Source organism: Streptomyces sp. NPDC047072, assembly GCF_040643855.1.
In the GTDB taxonomy this organism is placed as follows: Bacteria; Actinomycetota; Actinomycetes; order Streptomycetales; family Streptomycetaceae; genus Streptomyces.
This window is the reverse complement of sequence record NZ_JBEYVC010000137.1, coordinates 16,029-28,141: the sequence shown is the minus strand read 5'-3', so window position 1 is coordinate 28,141 and position 12,113 is coordinate 16,029. Positions and strand designations below refer to the sequence as shown.

The 12,113-nt window shown below is 71.7% G+C and carries 11 protein-coding genes; 8 read left to right on the top strand and 3 right to left on the bottom strand.

The features are described from left to right. Positions 1-1,152: PQQ-binding-like beta-propeller repeat protein (locus ABZ896_RS38685; protein WP_360939641.1), on the top strand; the 1,152-nt coding region annotated here is incomplete at its 5' end. On the opposite strand, the gene ABZ896_RS38680 is transcribed toward ABZ896_RS38685, so the two are convergent. Next, positions 1,149-1,430: an Lrp/AsnC ligand binding domain-containing protein gene (locus ABZ896_RS38680; protein ID WP_360939639.1), complete on the bottom strand. Its 282-nt coding sequence runs from the start codon at positions 1,428-1,430 to the stop codon at positions 1,149-1,151. The genes ABZ896_RS38685 and ABZ896_RS38680 overlap by 4 nt on opposite strands. Further along, the gene (locus ABZ896_RS38675; RefSeq protein WP_360939637.1) at positions 1,427-2,155 is read right to left on the bottom strand and encodes a rhomboid family intramembrane serine protease; all 729 of its coding nucleotides are present in this window, start codon (positions 2,153-2,155) and stop codon (positions 1,427-1,429) included. The genes ABZ896_RS38680 and ABZ896_RS38675 overlap by 4 nt, the downstream gene beginning before the upstream one ends. A 165-nt stretch (positions 2,156-2,320) precedes the next feature. On the opposite strand from ABZ896_RS38675, the gene ABZ896_RS38670 reads away from it, so the two are divergent. The 5 genes from ABZ896_RS38670 (at position 2,321) to ABZ896_RS38650 (ending at position 7,725) form a co-directional block, all read left to right on the top strand. Continuing rightward, a complete protein-coding gene (locus tag ABZ896_RS38670) occupies positions 2,321-2,560 on the top strand; it encodes a hypothetical protein (protein WP_360939635.1) in 240 nt (79 codons plus the stop codon). A gap of 37 nt (positions 2,561-2,597) precedes the next feature. Then, entirely contained in the window at positions 2,598-3,941 is a 1,344-nt protein-coding gene (locus tag ABZ896_RS38665; protein WP_360939633.1) for an NYN domain-containing protein, read from the top strand. Positions 3,942-4,241: 300 nt separating this feature from the next. Then, positions 4,242-5,276, top strand: a complete 1,035-nt coding sequence (locus tag ABZ896_RS38660) for an NlpC/P60 family protein (protein WP_360939631.1) — start codon at positions 4,242-4,244, stop codon at positions 5,274-5,276. Between the two features lie 204 nt (positions 5,277-5,480). Continuing rightward, positions 5,481-6,497: an NlpC/P60 family protein gene (locus ABZ896_RS38655; protein ID WP_360939629.1), complete on the top strand. Its 1,017-nt coding sequence runs from the start codon at positions 5,481-5,483 to the stop codon at positions 6,495-6,497. Positions 6,498-6,531: 34 nt separating this feature from the next. Then, a complete protein-coding gene (locus tag ABZ896_RS38650) occupies positions 6,532-7,725 on the top strand; it encodes a hypothetical protein (RefSeq protein ID WP_360939627.1) in 1,194 nt (397 codons plus the stop codon). Between the two features lie 25 nt (positions 7,726-7,750). On the opposite strand, the gene ABZ896_RS38645 is transcribed toward ABZ896_RS38650, so the two are convergent. After that, positions 7,751-8,995 carry a glycosyltransferase family 87 protein gene (locus tag ABZ896_RS38645; protein WP_360939625.1) on the bottom strand — a complete coding sequence of 415 codons (1,245 nt, stop codon included), beginning with the start codon at positions 8,993-8,995 and terminating at the stop codon, positions 7,751-7,753. 307 nt (positions 8,996-9,302) lie between these two features. Between ABZ896_RS38645 and ABZ896_RS38640 the strand changes: the two genes are divergently transcribed. Together ABZ896_RS38640 and ABZ896_RS38635 are read left to right on the top strand one after the other, a co-directional pair. Then, a complete protein-coding gene (locus tag ABZ896_RS38640; RefSeq protein WP_360939623.1) occupies positions 9,303-10,445 on the top strand; it encodes a glycosyltransferase family 4 protein in 1,143 nt (380 codons plus the stop codon). An 83-nt stretch (positions 10,446-10,528) separates the two neighbouring features. Then, the gene (locus tag ABZ896_RS38635) at positions 10,529-12,112 is read left to right on the top strand and encodes a GMC oxidoreductase (protein ID WP_360939645.1); all 1,584 of its coding nucleotides are present in this window, start codon (positions 10,529-10,531) and stop codon (positions 12,110-12,112) included. Position 12,113: the final 1 nt, after the last annotated feature.

Below are 12,113 nucleotides of genomic sequence, written 5' to 3'. Positions count from 1 at the left end.
GTCGGTGGCGCCGGGGCCGCGTCGGCGGCCGGTGTTGGCGGCTGGCTGCTGCTGCGCGACTCCTCGGGCAGCACCGCCGAGTCCCCCGGCAGCCCGGGGAGCACCGCCCGCGCCTCCTCGACCGGCACCGCCCGGGTGGGCTGGGAGTACAAGGTCCAGGGGCTCGGCGGCGGACACGGGCCCTGCGCCGCGCTGTCGCCCGACGGGCAGCGGATCTACGTCGGCGGCACGGACGGCTCGCTGCACGCCGTGGACCGCAGTGGGCGGACCCTGTGGAGCACCGCGCTGGGCGCCCAGGTGATGTCCCCGCTCGCCACCGCCGACGGCGCGTACTGCCTGCTGTTCGACGGCAAGGAGGGCGGCTCCCGGCTCTGCGCGGTCGGGCCGCGCGGCAAGGTGCGCTGGACCAGGACGGTCGCCGCGAGCAGCCAGGTGCCGGTGGCCGCGGCCGGGCTGGTCCTGGTGTCCTACAAGGCGTCCTCCGGCGAGGGCGGGGTGCGGGCGTACGCCCCCGACGGCAGCGTCCGCTGGACCGCGCCGACCGGGCCCGCGCCCACCTCGGAGCCCCTGGCGGCGGACGGGGTGGTGTACGTCGGCACCTTCGGCGACGAGGTGCGGGCGCTCGACGCGCGGACCGGGCAGCGGCTGTGGTCGACGCGGGCCGGTTCCGACACCGGGCGGCCCACGCTCGTCGGGGACACGCTGATCGTCGGCTCCGGCGGCGAGAAGTCGCTGCACGGCCTCAGCAGGTCAGGGAAACCGCTGTGGAGCACGGCCAACCAGACGCTCTACGGCAGCCGTTACTTCACCTGCGTGGCCTTCGGCGGCCTTGGCGTCGCCGCGACCGACTACGAACTGGTCGCCCTGGACCCCGCGGACGGCTCCACCGCCTGGACCTTCCCGTTCACCGACGACGGCACCCAGTACAGCGACCCGGCGGTGGCGAAGAGCACCGTCTACGCCCGCCGGGGCTCCACGCTCTACGGCGTCAGCCCCAAGGGCGAGCAGACCTGGTCGAAACGGGTCCAGGGCGGAGCGTCGGTCGGCACCCAGAGCCCGGTGATCGACGACGGCCGCGTGTACGTGGCCACGGCCGACGGCATCACCGTGCTCGCACTGAAGTCCCAGCCGCAGTCCCAGCCGCGGTCCTAGCTGTCCAGGCCGATCGCGAAGGCCGCTTCCAGGTCGTGCTGGGAGTACGTGCGGAACGCCACGTGGGTGTCGGTCGCCTCGACGCCGGGGATCTTGCTGATGCTGCCCGGGATGACCTCGGCCAGGTCCTCGTGCCGGCGTACCCGGACCATGGCGATCAGGTCGTACGTGCCGGTCACCGAGAAGACCTCGCTGACGGAGTCCAGCGCCGCGATCGACTCCGCGATCTCGGGGATCCGGTCCACGCTGGTCTTGATGAGGACGATCGCGGTGATCACGGCTGGTTCTCTCCCTCGGGGGCCGGAGCTGGGGCGGCCCTCACTCTAGTCGTACGGCCGAAACGGGCCCACGCGTAGAGCAGGCCCAGGCCGAAGCCCACCAGGTGGGCCAGGTAGGCCACCCCGGGGCCGTCCGTCGCGCGGCCCGCGGCCAGCCACTGGAGGGTGACCCAGAAGGGCAGGACGACCCACGCGGGGAAGCGCAGGGGGAGGAAGAAGAGGAAGGGGAGGAGGCTTGTCACCCGGGCCCCCGGGAACAGGTACAGGAACGCGCCGAGGACCGCCGAGATCGCCCCGGACGCGCCGACCAGCGACTGCTCGGAGCCGGCGTTGGCCGCCGCGTACCCCAGCAGCGCGAGGTAGCCGCAGCCGACGTAGAAGAGGAGGAACTGCACCCGGCCCATCCGTTCCTCGGCCATCACGCCGAAGACGTAGAGGAAGAGCATGTTGCCCAGCAGATGCACCCAGCTGCCGTGCACGAAGAGCGCGGTCGCCGGTGTGAGGGCCGCACCGGGGGAGCCCTCGAACAGCTCTGCGGGGACCACGCCCCAGCGGTGGAAGTAGGCCCGCTGCGTGGCGAGCAGCGCGTCCCCGGAGCCGTACGCCGGATTCAGCCCCGCCGCCGGGCCGATCACGAAGACCAGGCAGCACAGCCCGATCAGCCCGTAGGTGACCGGTGCCGCGCCCCCCGGGGAACCGACCGCCCTGCTCCACTTGCTGATCATGAACACAGAGCATGACGTAACGGGGCGCACCGGAACAGACCGCCTCGCCGCTGTGGACGCCCGAGCGGTGAGTACCCGCCAGGCCGTAGGGTTACGGCCACACGTTCCGGGGAAGCTCGGGCGTCACTGACAATGGAAGTCCCCGTAGGAAAGAGCAAGGTCACGATGACGGTTCCCCTGCCGACCGACACGACCCGGTGGCGCTGCGCCCTCTGCGGCAATCTCACGCGCTTCGACGTGACCCGCTCGTCGAAGGTCGTCGAGTACGTCCACCTCGACCTGGCCGGAGAGCCGAAGGTCGAGGAGCGCGAGGTGGTCAGTGAGACCATCGAGTCGGTGCGCTGCCGCTGGTGCAACGCCGTGGACCAGGTGGAACTCGTGGACAGGCCGGGCGCCGACTCCTGACGGGGAGCGGCCCCGCACAGTAAATGGGGTGTGACGGATGGTGGAGACACAAGGCGGGGGGCCGGCCGACGGCGCCGCCGAGGTGCTCGACCGTCCGCTGCCCGACGGCGTGCGCCGCAAGGTCGTCCAGATCGTCTCGGACGGCTTCGGCGGGCTCACCGTCGGCGAGCTGCCGGCGCAGCTGCGCCAGTACGCCCGCTTCGCGCCGAACCGGCGGGCCAAGTTCGCCGGGAACGCCATGGCGGCCGCGCTGGAGACCGATCCGCTGTTCCGGCAGCGGATCGGCGAGAAGCTCAGAGAGGCCCAGCCGGAACTGTCCGGCGCCCTCGACTCCGGCTCGCCGCCCCCGGCCGCGGATCCGCTCGACGTGGCGGCCGCGGCCTATGTTCTGCGCCCCACGGGCTGGGTGAAGCTCGTCACCGCGGCCGGCGAGGAGGCCCAGCGGGCCGACGCCGAGCGGGTCGACGAGGAGAGCCGCGCCGAACTGGAGCGGCTGCGCGAGGAGTTGGCCGCGGCCCGCGACCAGACGCGCGCCGAGACCGAGCGGCTGCGCACCGAGCTGGAGTCCGCCAAGAAGGAAGCCGAATCGCTTCACCGCAAGCTGCGCGCCGCCCTGAGCGACGTCAAGCGCGGCGAGGCGGCGCTGCGCAAGGTGCACGGCGAGACCGAGGCCGCGCGCGCCGAGGCCCAGGCCCAGGTGTCCGCCTCCGAGAGCGAGACGCGGCGCCTGAAGGCCCGCCTCGGGGAGGCCGAGGCCGCCCTGGAGGCCACGCGCAGAGCGGCCCGCGAGGGGCGCAGCGTCGAGGACATGCGCGTACGGCTGCTGCTGGACACCGTCCTGGACGCGGCCCAGGGGCTGCGCCGGGAGCTGGCGCTGCCGCCGGTGTCGGTACGGCCCGCCGAGACGGTCGACGCGGTCGAACCGGGACGAATGACCCCGAAGGACATCGCCGCGCGGGCCCTGTCCGAGAACGACCCCGCGATCCTGGACCAGCTACTGGCCCTGCCCCAGGCGCACTTGGTGGTCGACGGCTACAACGTCACCAAGACCGGCTATCCGCAGATGCCGCTGGAGAAGCAGCGGCTGCGGCTGCTCGGTCAGCTCTCGCAGCTCGCGGCGCAGACCGGGGCGGAGGTGACCTGTGTCTTCGACGGGGCGGAGCTCGCCGCGCCGGTGCTGCTCGCGCCGCCGCGCGGGGTGCGGGTGCTGTTCTCCAAGCCGGGTGTCACCGCCGACGAGTTGATCCGCCAGCTGGTGCGCGCCGAGCCGCCGGGCCGCCCCGTGATCGTCGCCTCGACCGACCGCGAGGTCGCCGACGGGGTCGCCAAGGCGGGCGCGCGCCCGGTCGCTTCTGTGGTGCTTCTGAAGCGCCTCTCCTGACCGTCGACGTCCGGATTGCCCTCGGCCTGCCTCGCGTTGTCCGCGCCGGTGGCCCTGCGGTCCGTCTTTTCTGCTGGGGGTCCGGGGGTTATCCCCCGGGAAGGCGCAGCATGCCCGAATTAGGCGTATCGTCACGCAACGTAGCGTCAATCGAGCATTACCGCACGTGAGTTGTGTGTAAAGAATGCATGGCGTGACAGGATTTTGCTCCTGAGGATTTGAACTGATCACGGGAAGGTCACTAGGGTCTGGGCTCGAACCTCCGAGCGGGTGATCACTCAAAAGAAGGAGTTCACCTCCGTGGCGTCCCACCGTCGACCCAAGCAGCCGAGCCGAGTGCGCGTGACCGTGCTCACCACCGCAGCTGCTGCCGCCGTAGCCCTCAGCGCCAACGCCGCCAACGCGGCGCCGAGCGAGAAGCCCAACAAGGACGAGGTCAAGGCGAAGGTCGACGCGCTCTACGAGCAGGCCGAGCAGGCCACCGAGAAGCTCAACGACGCCAAGGACAAGCAGGAGGACCTCCAGAAGGAGATCTCCACCGTCCAGGACAACGTGGCCCGCGGTCAGCAGGAGCTCAACGAACTGCGCGACTCCATAGGCCTCGCGGCCGCCGCGCAGTACCGCTCGGGGTCCATCGACTCCTCCCTCCAGCTCTTCCTGTCGTCGAACCCCGACGACTACCTGGACAAGGCGTCCACCGCCGACCAGCTCAGCGCCCAGCAGGTCGACGCGCTGAAGAAGATCCAGGAGAAGCAGCGCGAGCTCGCCCAGGAGCGCGCGGAGGCCTCCGAGAAGCTCAAGGACCTCGCCGCCACCCGCGCCGAACTGGCCAAGCAGAAGAAGGCCGTCCAGGCCAAGCTCGCCTCCGCGCAGAAGCTGCTCAACTCCCTGACGGCCGCCGAGCGTGCCGCCATCGCCGCCGCCGACGCCCGCGCCAGCCGCTCCGCCAGCGAGCGCGTGGACCTCGGCAGCACCGGCCCCGCCTCCGCCCGGGCCCTGGCCGCCTTCCAGGCCGCCCAGAGCAAGATCGGCTCGCCCTACGCGTACGCCACCGCGGGGCCGAACACCTTCGACTGCTCGGGTCTGACCTCCTGGGCCTACGCGCAGGCCGGCGTCACCATCCCGCGCACCTCGCAGGCCCAGGCCAACGCCGGTACGCGCATCTACTCCCAGTCCGACCTCAAGGTCGGCGACCTGGTCATCTTCTACAGCGACCAGCACCACGTCGGCTTCTACGCCGGCAACGGCATGGTCCTGCACGCCCCGCGCACCGGCACGGTCGTGCGCTACGAGTCGATCAACAACATGCCGTTCCAGTTCGGCGTGCGGATCTGACACTCCACGCCCCACCGCCCGAACGGGCGAATTCCGAGATCTTCGACTGACTCCACGCCCCGCCGATGACCTGCGTCATAGGCGGGGCGTCACGTTGTGTGCCCGTGGAGGTCGTTGGAGACGACCCCGTCCCGGGGCTACTGTCGGCCGCGTTTCCCCCTCGGGGGAAGTCCGTGTCCGCCAGCGGAAGGAGTGCGGCTACCCGTGGGGTTCCAACGCCGCCTTGCCCAGACGTCCGGGTTCAACCGGGGTGCCGGTGCCGCCCTGTGCGTGCTGTCCGCGGCCGCCGCCGCGCTCGGCGCCGTACCGGCCAACGCCGCTCCGCACGAGGACACCCGGGCCGAGGTGGACCGCCTCTACGAGGAGGCCGAGCAGGCCACCGAGGCCTTCAACCAGGCCGACGAGCGCGCCGACTCGCTGCGGGACGAGGTGCGTTCGGCGCAGGACGGGATCGCCCGCGAGCAGGAGCGCATCAACGCCATGCGGGAGACGCTCGGTGCGCTGGCCGGGGCCCAGTACCGCTCCGGCGGCCTCGACCCCTCGCTCGCGCTGCTGTTCTCCGACGACCCGGACGACTACCTCGACAAGGCCGCCGTCCTCGACCGGATCACCGTGCACCAGGCCGACGAGCTCAAGGAACTCCAGGGCGCCATGCGCGAACTCGCCCAGGAGCGCGCCGAGGCGGCGGGCAAGCTCGGTGAACTGGAGCGGAGCCGCAAGGCCGTCGCCTCCCACAAGCGGACCGTGGAGCGCAAGCTCGCCCGGGCCCGCGAACTGCTCAACTCCCTGCCGTCCGACGAACGCGCCGCCTACGACCGGGCCTCCCGCTCCGGACGCGAGGAGATGCCCGACCTGACCGGTGCGGTGGCGCCCTCGGGGCGGGCGGCCGCCGCCGTGGCCGCCGCCCGCTCGGCCGTCGGCAAGCCGTACGTGTGGGGTGCCAACGGGCCCAACGGCTTCGACTGTTCGGGCCTGATGCAGTGGTCGTACGCCCAGGCCGGTGTCGCCCTGCCGCGCACCTCGCAGGCGCAGCGCTACGCCGGGCGCCAGGTCCCGCTCTCCCAGGCGCAGCCCGGCGATCTGGTCACCTACCGCGGTGACGCCAGCCATGTCGGCATGTACGTCGGCAACGGCCAGGTCGTCCACGCGCCCTACCCCGGCGCGCCGGTCCGCTACGACCCGGTCGACATGATGCCGGGAGTGACGGTCACGCGCCCCTGACCACGACCCCGTGATAGCCGTACGATCAGGAGACATGGCCGGTCGAAGGTGGGTGTCGGGGCGCGGGATCGTGCCGCTGTGCCTGCTGCTCGTCGCCCTCGTCGGGTGCGGCGGGCAGCCGAGCGCCGCCGACACCGCCAAGGCCGACGTCCAGCAGGTCCTCGACCGGCGGGCGGCCGCCGTGCTCGACCGGGATCCCGCGCAGATCGCCGAGACCGGGGACGCGGGCTGGTTCGGGGAGGTGCGGGCCGTACCGCTCGCCGCGTGGTCGTACAAGGTCACCGGGCTGCACCGCAGCGGCGCGACGGCCACCGCCGACGTCGACCTGCGTTACCAGGTGCAGGGTTACGACCAGGCCCCCGTCACCGTCGGCCGCACCCTGGACCTCACCGTGGACGCGGCCGGGCAGTGGTACGTCGCCGACGAGAAGCCCGCCGCGAAGGCGCCCCAACAGCTGTGGGACCAGGGCGAGGTGACCGTCGTGCGGGGGAAGCACAGCATGGTGCTCGGCGTCGGCCAGAGCGTCGAGCGGCTGCACTCCTTCGCCGACCTGGCCGACCGCGCGGTGCCCGCCGTGTCCGAGGTGTGGGGGACCGGCTGGGCCGGCCATGTCGTCGTGCTGGTCCCGAAGTCGCTGGACGGCATGGCGGGTCTGCTCGGCTCGCCGGCCTCGTCGTACCGGGGGATAGCGGCCGTCACCACCGGCGAGACCGGCGCCCCCGCGCGGGCGCCCGCGGACCGGATCATCGTCAACCCCGACGCGTACAGCCTGCTCGGCTCCCTGGGGAAGCAGGTCGTGCTCACCCACGAGACCACGCATGTCGCCACCCGCGCCGACACCAGCGCCGCGACGCCGCTGTGGCTGTCGGAGGGGTTCGCGGACTGGGTCGGCTACCGCGGCACCGGGCGCACCGCCCAGGAGGCCGCGCCGGAGCTGTGGCAGGCCGTGGCCGACGGGAAGGTGCCGGACGCCCTGCCGACCGACGAGGACTTCGGCTTCAGTGGCAGCGCGGACGGGCTGGCGCGGGCCTACGAGAGCGGCTGGACGGCCTGCCGGCTGATCGCGGCCCGCTGGGGCGAGAAGAAGCTCGACGCGTTCTACCGGGCCGTGGGGGCGCACAAGAAGCGTCCCGGGGCGGTCGAGGGAGCCCTGGACGAGGTCCTCGGCACCAACCTGAAGGACTTCACGGCGGACTGGCGGGAGTACCTGCGCACTCAGCTCGGCTGAGCGGACTCCGGCGCCGGGAGCGAGGTCAGGAGGAGGCGGAGGTCTCCTTGGCCGGGGTCGGCCGATCGGGGAGGGGCGCCGGCTCCGCGGGGGCCGGCTTCGGGACCGTGTCGCGCCACAGGGCGCGCATGCCGAGGACCGTGGCGGCGACCAGCAGGCCGTTGCGCACGACCAGGAGCGTGATGCCGCGCGGGGTGCTGCCCACGACGTCCCCGAAGTAGATCGGGAACTCCAGGACCGTCACGAAGCAGGCCACCAGGACCAGGAGGGCCGGCAGGCCCATGCGGCTGGCGCGGAAGCAGAGGCAGACCGCCGCGACGCCGACCAGCCAGACCATGTACTGCGGGCTGATCACCCGGCTGGTGGTGGTGAACATCAGCACCGCCACCAGCGCCGCGTCGGCCGCCGTGTGCGCCTCGAACCGGGTGGCCACCAGCCGCCACAGGAGCAGCAGGCCGAACGCCATGCCGGTCAGGGCGAGCGCGGCCGTGCTGACGGTGGTCACCCAGGGGCCCAGGAACTCCACCGAGCCGTAGTTGAGCAGGACGGCGCCGTCCCAGCCGTGCTGCCGGGCGAAGTGGAAGACCAGCGAGCCCAGCGACTCCACCTCGGTGCCCCGCTCGCGCTGGAAGGTCAGGAAGGCGAAGGCGCCCGGCATGGCGACGGCGAACAGCCCGGCCAGCACCAGGGCGGTCACCGCCGCCGAGACCCAGACGCTCCGTCTGCGGATCCCGACCAGCAGCAGCGCGGGCCACACCTTCAGCATCGCCCCGAAGGCCACCAGCGCCCCCGCCACCCGGGGATGCCGGCCCGCCGCGAGCAGTCCGGCGACCGCCACCGCGGTCACCATCACGTCGTAGCGGGAGTAGACGGTCGGGCCGAGCAGAGGTACGCCCACCACCCACACCCACGCCCCGCGCAGCCGCCGGTCCGGACGCAGGCCCGCGTACAGCAGCAGGAGCATGACGGCCAGGTCGGCGGCGAAGGCGAGCACGAAGAACGCCTGGGCGTACTCCAGGAACGGCAGCAGCGCGGGGGAGAGGATCGCGAGGGCGGCGGCGGGCGGGTACTGCCAGGTCACGTCGTCCTGCGGGAAGGTGCCGGTGCGCAGGACGTCGTACCAGCCGTGGTAGATGACCGACACGTCGCTGGTGACGTCCGGCCCGGGGAAGACGTAGACCTTGAAGACCCACAGGAGGAGCAGCAGCCTGGTCACGCCCCAGGTCAGCAGCAGTCCGGTGAGCGACCGCCGCACGCCTGTCGTCTCCACGTGATCCCCTCGCCGTTCGTTCGCGCTCTTGAGGGGAACATGATGTCCCGCCCTCCTGTGAGGGTGCCATAAACGCGCCCGCGCCCGGGCTGTGAGCTGGCTGTTCGTAGGGTCTGTCCGGTGGATCAGGCCAGCTGCGAGAAACGGCCCTTCACAACACAGGCGAGCGGGGTCTGGTGCGTGCAGCTGCAAGGCGGAGGAGGGCGGCGACGCGGAGCGTCGGCAACCGACGACAACGCGGCAGATGTGCGTGCCAGACCCCGCGCCGCTGGCCTGATCCACCGGACAGGCCCTAGGGTCTGCGGCGATGCACAAGACCCTGATCGTGACCAACGACTTTCCGCCCCGGCCCGGGGGGATCCAGGCATTTCTGCACAACATGGCGCTGCGGCTGGATCCCGGGCGGCTGGTCGTCTACGCGTCCACCTGGAAGCGGGGGCGGGAGGGGGCCGAGGCGACGGCCGCCTTCGACGCCGAGCAGCCCTTCACCGTCGTACGGGATGCCACGACCATGCTGCTGCCGACGCCCGGCGCCACCCGGACCGCCGTCGGGCTGCTGCGGGAGCACGGGTGTACGTCGGTGTGGTTCGGGGCGGCCGCGCCGCTCGGGCTGATGGCGCCCGCGCTGCGGAAGGCCGGTGCCGAGCGGCTGGTGGCCACCACCCACGGGCACGAGGCCGGGTGGGCCCAACTGCCCGCCGCACGGCAGCTGTTGCGCCGGATCGGGGAGTCGACCGACACGATCACCTACCTCGGCGAGTACACGCGGTCGCGGATCGCCGCCGCCCTGACCCCCGAGGCCGCCGCGCGGATGGTCCAACTGCCGCCCGGGGTCGACGAGAAGACCTTCCACCCGGCCTCCGGCGGTGCCGCGGTCCGGGCGCGGCTCGGGCTGACCGACCGGCCCGTGGTGGTGTGCGTCTCACGGCTCGTACCGCGCAAGGGGCAGGACACCCTGATCCTCGCCCTGCCCCGGATCCTCGCGCACGAGCCCGACACCGTGCTGCTGATCGTCGGCGGGGGGCCGTACGAGAAGGAGTTGAGGAAGCTCGCCGCGGAGACCGGCGTCACCGGCTCCGTGCGCTTCACCGGCGCCGTCCCCTGGTCCGAACTGCCCGCCCACTACGGCGCCGGGGACGTCTTCGCCATGCCGTGCCGGACCCGGCGCGGGGGGCTCGACGTGGAGGGGCTCGGGATCGTCTACCTGGAGGCCTCGGCCACCGGACTGCCCGTCGTGGCGGGGGACTCGGGCGGCGCCCCGGACGCCGTACTCGACGGCGAGACCGGGTGGGTCGTGCGCGGCGGGTCCCCGGAGGAGACCGCCGAACGCGTCGTCGTCCTCCTCGGCGACGCGGAACTGCGGAGCCGGATGGGGCAGCGGGGACGGGAGTGGGTCGAGGAGAGGTGGCGGTGGGACTTGTTGGCGGAAAAGTTGAAGGCGCTGCTATAGCAGGATTCGGATAATCCGCCGATGCTGCGCGCATGACAGTAAAACTGACGCAGCATCAGCTGACCAGACGTCAGATCCTGGGCATGGTGGCCCTCCAGACCGCCGCCGCCTCGGGTCTGACCCGTATCGGTCTCCAGTCCGCCCAGGCGGCGGAGGAGGCCGCCGCCGTCGACAACGCCCCCGCGATCGTGGTCGGTTCGGGCTACGGCGGTGCCGTCGCCGCCCTCCGGCTCGGCCAGGCCGGCATCCGCACGCTCGTCCTGGAGATGGGCCGGCTCTGGAACACCGCCGGCTCCGACGGCAAGATCTTCTGCAACACCGCCAACCCGGACCAGCGTTCCATGTGGTTCCGCACCCGCACCGAGGCGCCGCTGGCCACCTTCCTGTGGCTGGACGTCGTCAACAAGGACATCAGCCCCTACCCCGGCGTCCTGGACCGCGTGCACTTCGACAACATGTCCGTGTTCTGCGGGCGGGGCGTCGGCGGCGGTTCGCTGGTCAACGGGTCGATGGCGGTCACGCCCCTGAAGTCGTACTTCGCCGAGCAGTTCCCGACCGTCGACGCGAACGAGATGTACAACACGTACTTCCCGCGCGCCAATTCGATGCTCGGCGTCAACACCATCGACCCCACCTGGTTCGAGTCGACCGAGTGGTACCAGTTCACCCGCGTCTCCCGGAAGCACGCCCAGAACACCGGCCTGAAGACCACCTTCGTGCCCAGCGTCTACGACTTCGCCTACATGCAGCGCGAGGCCGCAGGTACCGCCACCAAGTCCGCCCTAGGACAGGAGGTCATCTACGGCAACAACTACGGCAAGAAGAGCCTCGACAAGACCTATCTGGCCGCCGCCCTCGGCACCGGCAACGTCACCATCAACACCCTGGAGCGGGTCAAGGCGATCAGCCGGGCGAGCGACGGTTCCTATGTGCTGACCACCGACCGGATCGACGTCACCGGCGCCGTCGTCGAGACCAAGCAGTACAGCTGCACCTACCTCTTCCTCGGCGGCGGCAGCCTCGGCACCAGCGAACTCCTCGTCCGCGCCCGGGACACGGGCACTCTGCCCGCGCTGGACGCCAGCGTCGGCGCCGGCTGGGGGCCCAACGGCAACACCATGCTCGGCCGGGCCAACCACCTGTGGGACACCGTCGGGGCGAACCAGTCGACCATGCCGGTCATGGGGATCGACGACTGGGCCAACACCGCCAACCCCGTCTTCGCCGAGATCGCTCCTTTACCCACGGGCCTGGAGCACTGGGTCAGCCTCTATCTGGCGATCACCAAGAACCCGCAGCGCGCGGCCTTCACGTACGACAGCACCACGGGAGGCGTGAAGCTCGGCTGGACCGCCGCGCAGAGCGCCGTGTCCTCGGGCATGGCCAAGAAGCTGTTCGACCGGATCAACTCCGCGAACACCACGATCTACCGGACCGACCTGTTCGGCTCGACCAACAAGACCTTCGCCGACGACTTCACCTACCACCCGCTGGGCGGCTGCGTGTTGGGGAAGGCCACCGACAACTACGGCCGGGTGAAGGGGTATTCGAAGCTGTACGTCACCGACGGGTCGCTGGTGCCGGGCAACATCGGCGTGAACCCGTTCGTGACCATCACCGCACTCGCGGAACGGACCATGGCACGGGTCCTCGCCGAGGACGTCTGAC

What these genes read in the sequence shown, in the direction of transcription:
- ABZ896_RS38675 (WP_360939637.1), bottom strand. Translation starts at nt 2,155, where the DNA reads ATGATCAGCAAGTGGAGCAGGGCGGTCGGTTCCCCGGGGGGCGCGGCA.
- ABZ896_RS38670 (WP_360939635.1), top strand. Translation starts at nt 2,321, where the DNA reads ATGACGGTTCCCCTGCCGACCGACACGACCCGGTGGCGCTGCGCCCTC.
- ABZ896_RS38665 (WP_360939633.1), top strand. Translation starts at nt 2,598, where the DNA reads ATGGTGGAGACACAAGGCGGGGGGCCGGCCGACGGCGCCGCCGAGGTG.
- ABZ896_RS38650 (WP_360939627.1), top strand. Translation starts at nt 6,532, where the DNA reads ATGGCCGGTCGAAGGTGGGTGTCGGGGCGCGGGATCGTGCCGCTGTGC.
- ABZ896_RS38640 (WP_360939623.1), top strand. Translation starts at nt 9,303, where the DNA reads ATGCACAAGACCCTGATCGTGACCAACGACTTTCCGCCCCGGCCCGGG.
- ABZ896_RS38635 (WP_360939645.1), top strand. Translation starts at nt 10,529, where the DNA reads ATGGTGGCCCTCCAGACCGCCGCCGCCTCGGGTCTGACCCGTATCGGT.